The organism is Achromobacter pestifer (assembly GCF_902859625.1).
In the GTDB taxonomy this organism is placed as follows: domain Bacteria; phylum Pseudomonadota; class Gammaproteobacteria; order Burkholderiales; family Burkholderiaceae_B; genus Achromobacter; species Achromobacter pestifer.
The window spans coordinates 880,658-895,431 of sequence record NZ_CADIJX010000002.1 but is presented as its reverse complement, the minus strand read 5'-3'; the positions used below and the strand labels follow the sequence as shown (position 1 = coordinate 895,431).

The window sequence follows — 14,774 nt, the reverse complement described above, 5'->3', positions numbered from 1 at the left end:
ATCAGCCTGCCACCGCTTCGGCCGGAACCGAGTGCTTTTCTTTGTAGTTCTGCACCGCGGCCTTGATCGCGTCTTCGGCCAGGATGGAACAGTGGACCTTCACCGGCGGCAACGCCAGTTCTTCGGCGATCTGCGTGTTGCGGATGTTCATCGCCTGATCCAGCGTCTTGCCCTTGACCCATTCGGTCACGAGCGAGCTGGAAGCGATGGCCGACCCGCAGCCGTAGGTCTTGAAGCGCGCGTCTTCGATCACGCCAGCTTCGTTCACCTTGATCTGCAACTTCATGACGTCGCCACAGGCCGGTGCGCCGACCATGCCGGTGCCCACCGACTCGTCCGACTTATCGAACGAACCGACGTTGCGCGGGTTTTCGTAGTGATCCAGAACTTTGGTGCTGTAAGACATGTTATTTCTCCACGTATTTCTTGGCGCGGGCGCTTAGTGCGCGGCCCACTGCACGGTGTTCAAGTCAATGCCTTCCTTGGCCATTTCCCACAGCGGCGACATATCGCGCAGCTTGCCGACGCGGCTCTTGAGCAATTCAATGGCGAAGTCCACTTCCTTTTCGGTCGTGAAGCGGCCCAGGGTGAAACGGATCGAGCTATGCGCCAACTCGTCGTTGCGGCCCAGTGCGCGCAGCACGTAGGACGGCTCCAGGCTGGCCGACGTGCAGGCCGAACCGCTGGATACGGCCAGTTCCTTGATCGCCATGATCAGGGACTCGCCTTCGACATAGTTGAAGCTGACATTCAGGTTGTGCGGAACGCGCTGGTCCATGTCGCCGTTGAGGTAGACCTCTTCGATCTGCGACAGGCCATTCCAGAGACGGTCGCGCAGCATGCGGATGCGCTCGTTCTCGGTGCCCATTTCTTCACGAGCCAGGCGGAAGGCCTCGCCCATGCCCACGATCTGGTGCGTGGCCAGCGTGCCCGAGCGGAAACCGCGCTCGTGACCGCCACCGTGCATTTGCGCTTCGATGCGGATACGCGGCTTGCGGCGCACATACAGCGCGCCGATACCCTTCGGACCGTAAGTCTTGTGGGCCGAGAACGACATCAGGTCGACCTTGAGCTTTTGCAGGTCGATTGCCACCTTGCCGGTCGCCTGCGCGGCGTCCACGTGGAAGATGATGCCCTTTTCACGGCAGATCTCACCCAGCGCTTCGATGTCCTGGATCACGCCGATTTCGTTGTTCACCATCATCACCGACACCAGCACGGTATCGGGGCGCAGCGCGGCCTTGAAGGTGTCCAGATCAATCAGGCCATCGTCTTTCACATTCAGATACGTGACTTCGAAGCCTTGGCGCTCGAGCTCGCGACAGGTATCCAGCACCGCCTTGTGTTCGGTCTTGACGGTGATGATGTGCTTGCCGCGTTCCGCGTAGAAGTTCGCGGCACCCTTGATCGCCAGGTTGTTGGATTCCGTAGCACCGGAAGTCCAGACGATTTCACGCGGGTCGGCGTTGACCAGCTTGGCGACTTCTTCGCGGGCGCGTTCGACGGCTTCTTCGGAATCCCAACCAAACGAGTGGCTGCGCGATGCCGGGTTGCCGAAATTCTCGTACAGCCAGGGCACCATCTTGTCCACGACGCGGGGGTCGACGGGCGTCGTGGCCGAGTAGTCAAAATAAATCGGGCGGGTGGTCATATCTACAACTCCTGATACTGCTTATACGGTGGCATTGGCGGCGACGGTCGTGGTCGGGGCGTTGGCGGCAGCATTGGTGCCCCCCACCCGATTCACACGCACCGCGCAAGCCTGCGCTTGATTGTTGGCTTCCTGCAATTGGCGCACGCGCTGCTGATCAACCAGATCTTGCAGGGACACCGAATCCAGGTAATCGACCATCTTGCGATTCAACGTGGCCCAGAGCTCGTGCGTCATGCACTTGCCCGGCTTGCCGTCGTTGCCGCTCGTACAGTCCCTTTTGCCGCCACAGCTAGTGGCGTCCAGCGGTTCATCGACCGCGAAGATGATGTCGGCAACGGTGACGTTGCGCGCAAGACGCGCAAGCGAATAACCGCCACCCGGGCCACGCACGCTGTCCACGAGTTCGTGGCGACGCAGTTTCCCGAAGAGCTGTTCCAGATAGGAAAGCGAAATATTCTGACGCTGGCTGATGGCCGCAAGAGTGACCGGGCCGCTATGCTGCCGCATAGCCAGATCGATCATGGCAGTCACGGCGAAACGCCCTTTGGTAGTTAGCCGCATGGTGGGTTCCCTGTGATTCGGCAATGGCCGCCAGCGAATCCAGCGGTCAATACCCGAGTAATTGGGTCAAGTATAGCCTATTCCCGACTAATTTGGTATGGCTCCCGGCTAGAAAAAACCGCGCATTTGCGCGGTTTTTTCTTACTCCCAAGTACCCGAGAGCCGCCCTGCTGGCGGCTCTACGAAAAAGCGATCAAGCCGCCTGGTATTGGGTAGCGCGCTTACGGACCAGTTCAAGAACGCCCTGACAGGCGTCTTCCAGGTAATCGAGCACCTTGCCGAAGCCATCCGCGCCGCCATAGTACGGATCGGGCACGGTGGCCTCCTCGAACTCATTGGCGAAGCGCATCAACAGCATCAATTTGTGCTGATAAGTTTTGGGGCACTGCTGCTGCATGGCGGACAGATTGTCCCAATCCATGGCGAGGATAAGATCAAAATCGCGGAAATCCTCCGCGGTGACCTGACGCGCCTCACAGTGCGTGATCTCGTAGCCGCGCTTACGCGCCGCAGCCTGCGCCCGGGCATCAGGCGCCTCGCCGATATGAAACGCGTGCGTGCCAGCGGAGTCGATGCGAACAACGTCGCCCAAACCCGCGTCATTCACCAAATGGCGAAACACGCCCTCTGCGCTCGGCGAGCGACAGATATTGCCCATGCAAACGAAAAGTACCTTGGTCATCATGGAAGTAAGTGTGCGGGAAAACCCGAGATAAGGCAAGCTTTTTTTGCAGTTACCCAATTGGACCAAGGCCGATATCAGTCTATGCTTTATATAGAAAAATCAATAGATTATTGACGATTTTTAATGCAAAACCTGAACTTGAATTCTCAAGTTTTTCCAAGTTTGTGAATCCATCATTGCAACATCGCGGATTTTGCACATTTTCAGCAAGGTGTCAGCTAACAGACACATTTAGATACCCTGCCCGGCTATATTGCGCCATCCAGAAGCACCCGTTGCTTCAACGCCGTCAGGGCATCGCGAGCAGCGGCAGCCTGTTCAAATTCCAGATTCCGGGCATGGTCCATCATCAACTTCTCAAGACGCTTGAGTTCGCGCGCCAGGGCCTTTTCATCCTTCAGGAACTCTGCCGGGACCGCCGCCTCCAGCGCATCGTGCTTGACCGGGGCGACAATGCCGTCGATCAGCTCGCGCACCGCCTTTTGCACCCCGCGCGCGGTGATGCCGTTATCGATGTTGAATTGGAGCTGCTTCGCGCGGCGCCGGCTGGTTTCCTCCATGGCGCGCTGCATCGAATCCGTGATGCGGTCGGCATACAGGATGGCGTGCCCGTTCAGATTTCGCGCCGCTCGGCCAATGGTCTGAATCAAGCTGCGCTCGGATCGCAGGAACCCTTCCTTGTCGGCGTCAAGAATGGCCACGAGCGACACCTCGGGAATGTCCAACCCTTCGCGCAACAGGTTGATCCCGACCAGCACGTCGAACATGCCCAGGCGCAGATCGCGCAAGATTTCCACGCGCTCCACGGTGTCGATGTCGGAGTGCAAATAACGCACCTTCACCCCGTGCTCGCTCAGGAAGTCCGTCAGGTCCTCCGCCATGCGCTTGGTCAGCGTGGTGACCAGCACCCGCTCGCCCTGCGACACGCGCACCTTGATCTGACCCAGCAGATCGTCCACCTGCGTGCGGGCGGGCAACACTTCGACCAGAGGATCGACCAGGCCGGTAGGCCGCACGACCTGCTCCACCACGTTATCGGTGTGTTCTTTCTCGTAGGCCGCCGGCGTGGCCGACACAAATACGCACTGGCGCATCCGCGTCTCGAACTCTTCAAGCTTGAGCGGACGATTATCCAGCGCCGATGGCAGGCGGAAGCCGTACTGCACCAGGGTTTCCTTGCGCGAGCGGTCACCGCGATACATACCACTCAACTGCCCGATGGTGACGTGGCTCTCGTCGATGAACATCAGCGCATCCGACGGCAGATAGTCGATCAGCGTGGGCGGGGGATCCCCCGGCGCCGCGCCGGACAAATGCCGGGAGTAATTCTCGATGCCCTTGCAGAAACCCAGTTCCTGCAACATTTCCAGATCAAACCGGGTGCGTTGTTCCAGACGTTGCGCCTCGACCAGATGGCCGTCATCAATAAAGCGCTTGACGCGCTCGCGCAGCTCTTCCTTGATGGTCTCGATGGCGCGCAGAACCGTGTCGCGCGGCGTCACGTAGTGTGAACCGGGATAGACGGTGAACCGCGGCAGTTTCTGGCGGATGCGGCCCGTCAGCGGATCGAAGAGCTCCAGGCTTTCGATCTCGTCATCGAACAACGTCAGGCGCAGCGCCAGCTCGGGGCTTTCCGCCGGGAAGATATCAATGGTCTCGCCGCGTACTCGAAATACACCTCGAGTGAATTCCGCATCGTTGCGCGTGTACTGCATGGCGACCAGGCGGGCCAGGATCTCACGGCGGGAGATCTGGTCTCCGCTGCGCAAGATCAGCACCATCGCGTGGTAGTCGCCCGGATTGCCGATACCGTAGATGCAGGACACCGTGCCCACGATGATCGTGTCGCGGCGCTCCAACAGGCTCTTGGTGGCCGAAAGGCGCATTTGCTCGATATGTTCATTGATGGATGAATCCTTTTCAATGAACAGGTCGCGCGTCGGCACGTAGGCCTCGGGCTGGTAATAATCGTAATAAGACACGAAGTATTCAACCGCGTTCTTCGGGAAGAACTCCCGCATCTCGGCGTAGAGCTGCGCGGCCAGTGTCTTGTTGGGGGCCAGCACCAGCGCGGGACGCCCCATCTGGGCAATCACGTTGGCCATGGTGTAGGTCTTGCCCGACCCCGTCACGCCCAACAGCGTCTGGAACATGAGGCCGTCTTCGACCCCCTGAGTCAGCCCTTCGATGGCCGCAGGCTGATCGCCCGCCGGGGGATACGGCTGAAACAGCTGAAATGGACTGTCCGGATATTCGACGAATCGGGGCTTGATGTCCTGCCCCGCCACGGAAGCAACCGATGCCGGCGCCGCCGTCAGATCCGCAGCGAGATCATCGTTCAGATCTCCCGCGCTGCTCGGGTCTATTGGGCTCTTTGGCATGCTAGACTGTTCCAGGGTAAACCCCCCATTATCCACAGCACACCGTACTGCGTCCACCCATCCTCATCAGAGTCCCATGAGCAACCTTTTCGATTCCGTCGAACTCGCGCCGCGCGACCCCATTCTTGGTCTGAACGAACAATTCAACGCGGATACGCGCCCCGGTAAAGTCAATCTGGGCGTGGGCGTGTATTACGACGATCAGGGACGGATCCCCCTGCTGGGCGCCGTTCGCAAAGCTGAAACCGCCCGCATCGAAGCCGCCGCCGCGCGTGGCTACCTGCCGATTGAAGGCATCGCCGGCTACAACCAGGGCGCTCAGGCGCTGCTGTTGGGCAATGATTCCCCGCTGGCCGCCGCTGGCCGCGTTCTGACCACCCAAGCGCTGGGTGGCACGGGCGCGCTGAAGATCGGCGCCGATTTCCTGCGCCAGTTGCTGCCGACCTCCAAGGTCCTGATCAGCAACCCCAGCTGGGAAAACCACCGCGCGCTGTTCGAGCGCGCCGGCTTCGAAGTCGGCACGTACTCGTACTACGACGCCACCACGCGCGGCCTGAATTTCGACGCCATGCTGGCGGATCTGAAGGCGGCTCCGGCCAAGACCGTCGTCGTGCTGCACGCCTGCTGCCACAACCCGACCGGCGTGGACCCCACCGCCGAGCAGTGGAAGCAGATCGCCGCCGTCGTGAAAGAAAACCACCTGGTCCCGTTCCTCGACATCGCCTACCAGGGCTTTGGCGAAGGCCTGACGGAAGACGCCTCGGTCGTGCGCATGTTCGCCGACCTGGACATGACCATGTTCATCAGCTCGTCGTTCTCGAAGTCGTTCTCGCTTTACGGTGAGCGCGTCGGCGCACTGACGGTCGTGGCCGGCAGCAAGGAAGAAGCCACTCGCGTGCTGAGCCAGCTCAAGCGCGTGATCCGCACCAACTACTCGAACCCGCCCACCCACGGTGGCACCATCGTGTCGACGGTCCTGAACACGCCTGAACTCTTCGCCATGTGGGAAGAGGAACTGGCTGGCATGCGCGACCGCATTCGCCTGATGCGCAAGCAACTGGTCGACAAGATCAAGGAACATGGCGGCAAGCAGGACTTCAGCTTTGTCCTGCAACAACGCGGCATGTTCTCGTACTCGGGCCTGAATGCAGCGCAAGTGGACCGCCTGCGCGAAGAGCACGGCGTCTACGCCGTCTCCAGCGGCCGCATCTGCGTGGCAGCCCTGAACAGCGGCAACATCGACAAGGTTGCCGCCGGCATCGCAGCCGTGCTGTAACCCAGCAGCCGCGCGGGCCCACGGGCGCGCTCCTGCAAACGGGACCTTCGGGTCCCGTTTTCCATTTTGTGCAAGCCTGCCCGGCGGACACTCGCACCTGCGCCCGCCCGCGGCGGCTTTACTTGTCCAGGAACCGGTTCATCTCTTCGTGGATTATCTGGGCCACGGCTTCCTGGCGCTTTTGCGTCATACGATTATCCAGTGCCGCGACACTGATGCCGCCCAGCACGTCGCCTTCCTTATTCATCAGCGTCACGCCCACGCCGGTCACCTTGCTGACCGCGTGGCTGCCTATCACGGCGTAGCCGCGCTTGCGCGCGCGGGCGATGCGCATGCGCAGTTGCTCCAGCGTGAGCGACTTGTACTTGAGGAAGCGGGCCCTGTTGACCTTGAGGTAATGCTCCGTGACGTCGTCGTCGAAACTCGCCAGCATGGCCAGGCCGCCCGCGCCCACGCCGATGGGCTGGCGGTTGCCGACCGGGATGGCCAACGCCTGGATGGGATAGGCGCCCACTTCCCGGCCAATGCAGAGGGTATCGAGGTCTTGCAGGATCACCAGGAAACTGGCGTCTTCGGTGCGGTCGGAAATACGGCGCAGCAAGGGCCCATAGCGCACGGATAACGACGACTGCGCAGCCAGCGATTCCCCCAGTTTCCGGCAATAGTCGCCCAGGTAGTACTTCTTGCTGCGCGCATCGCGGGCCACCAGCCCCTGCGCCAAGAGTTCGCGCAACAGCCGCAGCGCCGTCGGTTTTTCCAGGCCCTGCTCTCGGCATACATCCGTGAGCCGCAGGCCTTCTTCGTGATGGCGCTGCACGGTCTTGAGCACTCGCAGCGCCTTCTGGATGCTGGAGGATTCCGTCATATCGTCCAGGCCCATACCGGGCATAAAAGTTTCATATGCCGGAACTTTATCCTCTTTTTCACGGGTAAGCAGGGGTTAATCCGGATCGGCCGGCCACGCAGAATAGAGCCACTTATCGACCAGCCGCCTACACCTACCATGAACGTCTATATCACCGGCATCGCCCATACTCCGCTGGGCCGCCACCCGGATCTTTCGGTCAAGCAACTGACCGAACAGGCCGTCAATACTGCCCTGGCCGACAGCGGCCATGGCCTGGAAGACATGCAAGCCGCATGGTTCTCCAACGTGCGCCAGGGCCAGATGGAAAAGCAGAATTCGATCCGCGGCCAGTGCGCGCTGAACGCGATGGGGGTGAGCGGCATCCCTGTCTTCAATAGCGAAAATGCCTGCGCCAGCAGCAGTTCCGGGCTGTTCAACGCCTGCATGGCGATCGAATCGGGCATGTTCGACACGGTACTGGTGGTCGGCGCGGAGAAGATGTTCTACCCCGACAAGAAGACCGAAATGATGAATGCGTTCTTCGGCGGCACCGACATCCATCTGCTGCGCCAGACATGGGATTTCTTCTGCCAGCAAGAGACCGACCCCGCCATCCACGAGCGGCTGAACTCTCCCGGCGCCTGGAATACGCAGAGCTTCTTCATGGACATCTATGCGGCCATGGCGCGCCAGCACATGCGCACTTACGGCACCACGCAGCGGCAGATCGCCAGCGCGGCGGCCAAGAACCACGCGCACTCGACCATGAACCCGCTGGCCCAGTACCAGAACGACATGTCCATCGACGACGTGCTTGCCACTCCGGAGATCGCCTGGCCAGTGACGCGCGCCATGTGCGCGCCCATTTCCGACGGCGCCGCGGCCATCGTGCTGTCCAGCAGCCGCGCCTTGTCCGACGCCCACAGGCAACGGGCCGTCAGGGTCGCGGGCATCGGCGCGGCCAGCACCGTGATCCGCGACATCGCCGACATGGACCGGCACTGCGTGCACCTGGCCGCCAAGCGCGCCTATGCCATGGCCGAGATCACGCCCCAGGATATCGACGTGGCCGAAGTGCATGACGCATCCAGCTTCGCGGAACTGCTGCAGATCGAAAACCTGGGTCTTTGCGCCCGCGGCCAGGGCGGCCCCTACACCGAAAGCGGCGCGACCAGCCTGGGCGGAATCACCCCCGTCAACGTATCGGGCGGCCTGGTGTCCAAGGGGCATCCGATAGCCGCGACGGGCCTGGTCCAGATCCACGAGCTCGTTACGCAACTGCGCCATGAAGCCGGAGCGCGCCAGGTCCAGGGCGCCCGCACCGCGGTGGCCGAAAACGGCGGCGGATTCCTGCATTACGAAGATGCGGCGGCCGTGGTCACGGTGCTCAGCAACAGGCTCTAGCATGCAGCCTATCGATTTTTTCCTGCATGCCGCCATGCGGTACCCGGATCGCATCGCCGCGATCGATGCGGCCACCGGCCGCACCCATACGTACGAAGCGCTGCGCGGCCAGGCGCTGGCGCTGGCCGCGGCGCTGCAACGCCTGTCGGGCAAGCCTCGTCCGGTGATCGCCACGCTGGCCGGCAATTCGCACGCAATGCTGCTGGGCATATTGGCCACTTATGCCTGCGGCGGCGTGCTGGTGCCGCTGACGCCGACCGTCGTCGAACAGGACATCGCCCGCCAACTGGCGACAGCCGCGCCCGATATCGTATTGCACGACGCGGCCTACGACGCGCTGCTGGCTTCCTACCGCGGCCCGCGCATCTGCAACGACGAGCGCCGCGACCTCCATACCGACGCGCTGGTACGTGAACACGCGGGCCAGTCGCCATCGCGCTCCAACCCGGATCCGGGCGAGACGACCGCCATCAAGTTCACGGGCGGATCGTCGGGCGTGCCTAAAGCCGTATTGCAGTCGCTGCGCTGTATCAACACCATGGTGGCGTCGCTGGCCATGGCGTATGGCTTCGACAGCAAGGAACGCTTCCTGCTCGCGCCGCCAATGACGCATGGCGCGGGCACGTTCGTGCTGCCGGTATTGCATGCCGGCGGCTGCCTGGTGATCGCCGGCCGTGCCACGGCCGAGCAACTGCATGCCTTGATGGACACCTGCGGGGTGACGTCCACCTGGGTGCCTCCCACGCTGCTCCAGCGGCTGGTGCAGGCACAGCGCGCCGCGCCGCGCCACCTGCCGGCGCTGCGCAACCTGCTGTATGGCGGCGCGCCATGCCCGGCCCCGCTGCTGTCGCAGGCAATTGCGGCGTTCGGCCCCGTGATGGGCGTTACCTATGGCCTGACGGAAGCGCCGGTCATCATCGCGGGGATGGACGGCGCCACCGGCTCCCAACCGGAAAACCACGGCAGCGCGGGCCGCGTCGGCCCCCTGACGCGGGTCGCGGTCGTCGGCGAAGACGGCCGCCCCGCCGTCAGCCCGAACACTTTGGGCGAAATCGTCGCCGGCGGCGACCTGCTGATGTCGGGCTACCTGAACATGCCCGAGCAGACTGCGGCCGTCCTGAAAGACGGCTGGTTCCACACTGGAGACATCGGCTTCATCGACGAACGCGGGTTCCTCTTCATCAAAGGCCGTTCCAAAGACGTCATCATCAGCGGCGGCTTCAATGTCTATCCCTCCGACGTCGAGAACGCCTATGCGCAACACCCGGACATTGCCGAATGCGTGGTGTTCGGCATCGCCGACGACTACTGGGGCGAACGCGTCGAAATGGCGGTCGTGCCGGTTCGGCCGGACTCGGTCAGCGCCCAGGCGCTGATCGATTACGGCAAGCAGCAGCTGGGGTCCGTGCGGACACCCAAAACTATCCACATCGTGCAGTCTTTTCCAAAAAACACACTAGGCAAACTCGACAAGCGGCGAATCATCGACGACTTGCGCGACGCGAGCCAGCAGGAGGAACATCGATCATGAAATTCAAGACCTGGATTGCCGCCACGGCTGGCGCGCTGACCATCACGCTGGGCGGCTCCGCCGCCGCGGCCTTTCCGGGCCAGCCCATCCGCTTCGTGGTCGGGTTTCCGCCGGGCGGCTCGACCGATATCGTCGCGCGCGTATTGGCCGAGGGCCTATCGCGCGAATTGGGCCAGCCCGTGATCGTCGAGAACAAGGCAGGTGCGGGCGGCACCATCGGCGCCTCGACGGTCGCGCACGCCAAGTCGGACGGCTACACCATATTCCTGGGCACCGTAGCCACCAACGTGATCAACCCGTTGCTGCGCAAGGAACTGAATTTCGACCCGATCAAGGGTTTCACCATGATCGGCGAGGTCGGCTTCTACACCAATCTGGTGCTGGTCAATGCCGATTCGAAATACCAGAACCTGGGCGCGCTGATCGCCGACGCGAAGCAGCGGCAGCTATCCTACTCCAGCCCCGGGGCCGGCACGTCGCCGCACATGACCGGCGAATACTTCAAGATTCTGACCGGCTCGAACATGCAGCACATCCCCTTCTCGGGCAGCGGCCCGGCGTTGACCGCACTGATGGGTAGCCACGTCGACCTCGGATTCGACAATCTGCCCGCCGCCCTGAGCCTGGTGCAATCGGGCAAAGTGCGGGCGCTGGCCATCACCAGCACGACGCGCATCAAGGAACTGCCCGATGTGCCCACCGCCGAGGAACTGGGCGTAAAGAACATGAGCGTGGACGCCTGGGTCAGCGTCATGGGCCCCGCCGGCATTCCGGCCGACCGGCTGTCGGTGCTGAGTTCCGCCTTGCTGAAGACGCTGGCCAAGCCCGACATCGTCCGCAAACTCGAAGACAAAGCCATCACGATCAAGGCCACGCGTCCAGAGGAATTGCAGGACTACATCGAATCCGAGACCCGCAAGTGGCGCGGCGTCATCGAGACGGCCGGTATCAAGCCGGAATAACGCGCGGCGCATCCGCCGGGCCGTCCGTGTCATGGAGCCGGGACCACATGACTTTCCCGCAGACGCGCGCGCCCGATTTCGCCGAGCGCGATCCCTTCGAGGCGTCCTGACCGGCCCCGCCGTCGCGACGCTGGGACGGCCGGCCCCAAGCTTGCTTTTTTGCGCTACGTCCCCCAGAATGGCGCTGTATATATGTACAGTCCGCTCGCACCGGATCATCGCCATGGCCAGCAAACTTACAGACCGCCAGCAACAAATCCTGGACCTCATCAGGCAAACCGTCACGCGCACCGGCTTTCCGCCGACGCGAGCCGAAATCGCCCAGGCCCTGGGTTTCCGCTCCCCCAACGCAGCGGAAGACCACCTCAAGGCATTGGCCCGCAAGGGCGCCATCGAACTCACCGCAGGCGCCTCGCGGGGCATCCGCCTGAAAGACGGCGCCTCTGCGTCCTCGCAAGCCTCCCTGCCCATCCCGTCGCTGGCGCAGCTGTTGCTGCCGCTGGTGGGCCGTGTCGCGGCCGGCAGCCCCATCCTTGCCGCTGAACACGTGGAACGCGAAGTCGGCGTGGACCCTCACCTGTTCGCGCAAGCGCCTGATTACCTCCTGAAGGTACGCGGCATGAGCATGCGCGACGCCGGCATTCTTGAGGGCGATTTGCTGGCCGTGAAAAAGGCCTCTGAAGCCCGCAACGGCCAGATCGTCGTGGCCCGCCTGGGCGACGACGTCACGGTGAAACGCCTTCAGCGCACAAATGGCCACATCGAGCTCCTGCCCGAAAACCCAGACTTCCAAACCATCGTGGTTGAAGCAGACCAGGAATTTGCACTGGAAGGCATCGCCGTTGGCCTGATCCGCACACACGCGCTGCACTAGGCCATGCCTGACTGACCCCGTGGCGCTCAGCATTCACGACGCCCTTCCGCGCAAAAGAAAACCCCGCCGTAGCGGGGTTTTTCATTGGGCGCCTTCTTTCAAAGGCGCCCTGGGACTCACACGGATCAGTGCTTCAGCACCGGATCCGTCGAACCCGGCTCAGCCGGCTTGGCCACCAAAGGCTCCTTGACCGCTTCTTCCTCGGCCAGGGGCTCCGGCAAACGTTCCAGAGCCAGTTCCAGCACCTTGTCGATCCAACGCACTGGCACGATCTCAAGGTGGTTCTTGACGTTGTCCGGAATCTCCGCCAAGTCCTTGACGTTTTCTTCCGGGATCAAGACCGTCTTGATGCCGCCACGGTGAGCCGCCAGCAGCTTTTCCTTCAAGCCACCGATCGGCAGCACTTCGCCGCGCAAGGTGATCTCACCCGTCATGGCGACATCGGCGCGCACCGGGATGCGCGACAAGGCCGACACCATGGCCGTGGTGATCGCGATACCGGCGGACGGACCATCCTTGGGCGTCGCGCCTTCCGGCACGTGCACGTGCATGTCGTGCTTCTCAAAGACGCTATCGGCAAAGCCCAGGCGGCGGGCACGCGAGCGCACCACCGTACGAGCCGCTTCAACCGACTCCTTCATCACATCGCCGAGCGAACCCGTGCGCTGAATGACGCCCTTGCCGGGCATGTCCGCAACTTCGATCGTCAGCAGGTCGCCGCCGACTTCCGTCCACGCCAAACCCGTCACCTGACCGATCTGGTTTTCCTTTTCGGCCATGCCGAAGGTGTAGCGGCGCACACCCAGGTAGTCGCTCAGGTTGTCACCCGTGACGTTGACCGGCTTGACCTCAAAGGTCTTGCCTTCGGCCTTGGCGCGATCGGTCTGAGTCAGCAATTGCTTGATGACCTTGCGGCAGATCTTGCCCACTTCGCGTTCGAGCGCACGCACACCAGCTTCGCGGGTGTAATAGCGCACGATGTCGCGCAGCGCGCTGTCGTCCACGGTCAGTTCGCTATCCTTCACGCCGTTGTTCTTCATCAGCTTGGGCAGCAGATGATCACGGCCGATATGGATCTTTTCCTCTTCCGTGTAACCGGACAGGCGGATCACTTCCATACGGTCCAACAGGGCCGGCGGAATATTCAGCGTATTGCTGGTGGCCACGAACATGACATCGGACAGATCGAAATCGACTTCGATGTAGTGGTCCTGGAACGTATGGTTCTGTTCCGGATCCAGCACTTCGAGCAGCGCCGACGAGGGATCGCCACGGAAATCCATGCCCAGCTTGTCGATTTCATCAAGCAGGAACAGCGGATTGCGCACGCCGACCTTCGACATGTTCTGAACGATCTTGCCCGGCATGGAGCCGATGTACGTCCGGCGGTGGCCACGGATCTCGGCCTCGTCGCGAACGCCGCCCAATGCCATGCGCACGAACTTGCGGTTCGTTGCCTTGGCGATGGACTGACCCAGCGACGTCTTACCGACGCCCGGAGGACCCACCAGGCACAGAATCGGCGCCTTCACCTTGTCCACGCGCTGTTGCACGGCAAGATATTCCAGGATGCGTTCTTTGACCTTTTCCAGACCATAGTGGTCGTTGTCCAGCACCGTCTCGGCGTTGGAGATCGAGTTATTGATCTTGCTCTTCTTTCTCCAGGGGAGATTGATCAGCGTATCGATGTAGTTGCGCACCACGGTGGCTTCGGCCGACATGGGCGACATGAGCTTGAGCTTCTTGAGCTCGGCATCGGCCTTCTTGCGCGCCTCTTTGGGCATGTGGGCAGCGATGATCTTCTTTTCAAGCTCTTCGATGTCCGCGCCCTCTTCGCCTTCGCCCAACTCCTTCTGAATGGCCTTGACCTGCTCATTCAGGTAGTAGTCGCGCTGGCTCTTTTCCATCTGCTTCTTCACGCGGCCGCGAATCCGCTTCTCGACTTGAAGAATGTCGATTTCGGTTTCGAGCTGGGTAAGCAGACCTTCAAGGCGCTCGGAGGTGCCAACGATCTCAAGCATCTTCTGCTTCTGCTCAAGCTTCAGCGGCAGATGCGCGGCGATCGTGTCGGCCAGGCGGCCAGCGTCATCGATGCCCGCAAGCGAGGTCAGGATCTCCGGAGGGATCTTCTTGTTGAGCTTTACGTACTGTTCAAACTGGGCAACGATCGCACGGCGCAGGGCCTCGGTCTCGGAGCCTTGCATGGCGTCCGGTTCGATTGGCGTGACCTGGCAGGTGAAATGCGAATCGGCGTCCTCGATGCTATTGATGCGGGCACGCTGGGTGCCTTCGACCAGCACCTTGACGGTGCCGTCGGGTAGCTTGAGCATTTGCAGGATGCCGGCCACGCAACCGATTTCGTAGACGTCTTCAGGGGTGGGATCATCCTTGCCGGCGGACTTTTGGGCCACCAGCATGATGCTCTTGCCCGCTTCCATCGCAACCTCGAGCGCGCGGATGGAGCGCGGACGGCCGACGAACAGCGGGATGACCATGTGCGGGAACACCACGACATCACGAAGTGGGAGCAGCGGCAGGTCGATCGGGTCGGAAGGCAGGGTCTGGCTGGCAGACATAGGAGGTTCCTCGGTATGACTCG

Annotated in this window: 12 protein-coding genes; 5 read left to right on the top strand and 7 right to left on the bottom strand. The window is 62.0% G+C overall.

All coding sequences use genetic code 11. The features are described from left to right. Position 1: 1 nt before the first annotated feature. The 5 genes from iscU to uvrB form a co-directional block, all read right to left on the bottom strand. On the bottom strand, positions 2-406 hold the full coding sequence (gene iscU, locus HV753_RS10885; RefSeq protein ID WP_006225297.1) for a Fe-S cluster assembly scaffold IscU: 405 nt from the start codon (positions 404-406) through the stop codon (positions 2-4). 33 nt (positions 407-439) lie between these two features. Continuing rightward, positions 440-1,651, bottom strand: coding sequence for an IscS subfamily cysteine desulfurase (locus tag HV753_RS10880; RefSeq protein WP_175174446.1), 1,212 nt, complete (start codon positions 1,649-1,651; stop codon positions 440-442). A 21-nt stretch (positions 1,652-1,672) separates the two neighbouring features. Then, the gene (iscR, locus tag HV753_RS10875; RefSeq protein WP_035213312.1) at positions 1,673-2,215 is read right to left on the bottom strand and encodes a Fe-S cluster assembly transcriptional regulator IscR; all 543 of its coding nucleotides are present in this window, start codon (positions 2,213-2,215) and stop codon (positions 1,673-1,675) included. A gap of 193 nt (positions 2,216-2,408) precedes the next feature. Continuing rightward, a complete protein-coding gene (locus HV753_RS10870) occupies positions 2,409-2,900 on the bottom strand; it encodes a low molecular weight protein-tyrosine-phosphatase (protein WP_006225301.1) in 492 nt (163 codons plus the stop codon). A 248-nt stretch (positions 2,901-3,148) separates the two neighbouring features. Beyond that, positions 3,149-5,281, bottom strand: a complete 2,133-nt coding sequence (gene uvrB / locus HV753_RS10865; RefSeq protein WP_246288224.1) for an excinuclease ABC subunit UvrB — start codon at positions 5,279-5,281, stop codon at positions 3,149-3,151. Between the two features lie 76 nt (positions 5,282-5,357). Between uvrB and HV753_RS10860 the strand changes: the two genes are divergently transcribed. Beyond that, a complete protein-coding gene (locus tag HV753_RS10860; protein ID WP_175174445.1) occupies positions 5,358-6,557 on the top strand; it encodes an amino acid aminotransferase in 1,200 nt (399 codons plus the stop codon). Between the two features lie 118 nt (positions 6,558-6,675). Here HV753_RS10860 and HV753_RS10855 read toward each other — a convergent pair whose 3' ends face one another. Continuing rightward, positions 6,676-7,446 carry an IclR family transcriptional regulator gene (locus tag HV753_RS10855; RefSeq protein ID WP_175174444.1) on the bottom strand — a complete coding sequence of 257 codons (771 nt, stop codon included), beginning with the start codon at positions 7,444-7,446 and terminating at the stop codon, positions 6,676-6,678. 114 nt (positions 7,447-7,560) lie between these two features. Here HV753_RS10855 and HV753_RS10850 point away from each other — a divergent pair, with 114 nt between their 5' ends. The 4 genes from HV753_RS10850 (at position 7,561) to lexA (ending at position 12,175) form a co-directional block, all read left to right on the top strand. After that, entirely contained in the window at positions 7,561-8,808 is a 1,248-nt protein-coding gene (locus HV753_RS10850) for a thiolase family protein (protein WP_175174443.1), read from the top strand. Between the two features lies 1 nt (position 8,809). Continuing rightward, complete coding sequence (locus HV753_RS10845; protein ID WP_175174442.1) at positions 8,810-10,339, top strand: class I adenylate-forming enzyme family protein; 1,530 nt, start codon at positions 8,810-8,812, stop codon at positions 10,337-10,339. Further along, a complete protein-coding gene (locus tag HV753_RS10840) occupies positions 10,336-11,301 on the top strand; it encodes a Bug family tripartite tricarboxylate transporter substrate binding protein (RefSeq protein ID WP_175174441.1) in 966 nt (321 codons plus the stop codon). The genes HV753_RS10845 and HV753_RS10840 overlap by 4 nt, the downstream gene beginning before the upstream one ends. Before the next feature lie 223 nt (positions 11,302-11,524). Further along, positions 11,525-12,175, top strand: coding sequence for a transcriptional repressor LexA (gene lexA / locus HV753_RS10835; RefSeq protein WP_088590071.1), 651 nt, complete (start codon positions 11,525-11,527; stop codon positions 12,173-12,175). A gap of 125 nt (positions 12,176-12,300) precedes the next feature. Here lexA and lon read toward each other — a convergent pair whose 3' ends face one another. Further along, positions 12,301-14,751: an endopeptidase La gene (gene lon, locus HV753_RS10830; protein WP_175174440.1), complete on the bottom strand. Its 2,451-nt coding sequence runs from the start codon at positions 14,749-14,751 to the stop codon at positions 12,301-12,303. Positions 14,752-14,774 lie beyond the last annotated feature (23 nt).

Excerpts from the sequence above, each read along its gene's own strand:
- iscU (WP_006225297.1), bottom strand. The coding sequence starts at position 406 with ATGTCTTACAGCACCAAAGTTCTGGATCACTACGAAAACCCGCGCAAC.
- HV753_RS10880 (WP_175174446.1), bottom strand. The coding sequence starts at position 1,651 with ATGACCACCCGCCCGATTTATTTTGACTACTCGGCCACGACGCCCGTC.
- iscR (WP_035213312.1), bottom strand. The coding sequence starts at position 2,215 with ATGCGGCTAACTACCAAAGGGCGTTTCGCCGTGACTGCCATGATCGAT.
- HV753_RS10870 (WP_006225301.1), bottom strand. The coding sequence starts at position 2,900 with ATGATGACCAAGGTACTTTTCGTTTGCATGGGCAATATCTGTCGCTCG.
- uvrB (WP_246288224.1), bottom strand. The coding sequence starts at position 5,281 with ATGCCAAAGAGCCCAATAGACCCGAGCAGCGCGGGAGATCTGAACGAT.
- HV753_RS10860 (WP_175174445.1), top strand. The coding sequence starts at position 5,358 with ATGAGCAACCTTTTCGATTCCGTCGAACTCGCGCCGCGCGACCCCATT.
- HV753_RS10855 (WP_175174444.1), bottom strand. The coding sequence starts at position 7,446 with ATGCCCGGTATGGGCCTGGACGATATGACGGAATCCTCCAGCATCCAG.
- HV753_RS10850 (WP_175174443.1), top strand. The coding sequence starts at position 7,561 with ATGAACGTCTATATCACCGGCATCGCCCATACTCCGCTGGGCCGCCAC.
- HV753_RS10845 (WP_175174442.1), top strand. The coding sequence starts at position 8,810 with ATGCAGCCTATCGATTTTTTCCTGCATGCCGCCATGCGGTACCCGGAT.
- HV753_RS10840 (WP_175174441.1), top strand. The coding sequence starts at position 10,336 with ATGAAATTCAAGACCTGGATTGCCGCCACGGCTGGCGCGCTGACCATC.
- lexA (WP_088590071.1), top strand. The coding sequence starts at position 11,525 with ATGGCCAGCAAACTTACAGACCGCCAGCAACAAATCCTGGACCTCATC.
- lon (WP_175174440.1), bottom strand. The coding sequence starts at position 14,751 with ATGTCTGCCAGCCAGACCCTGCCTTCCGACCCGATCGACCTGCCGCTG.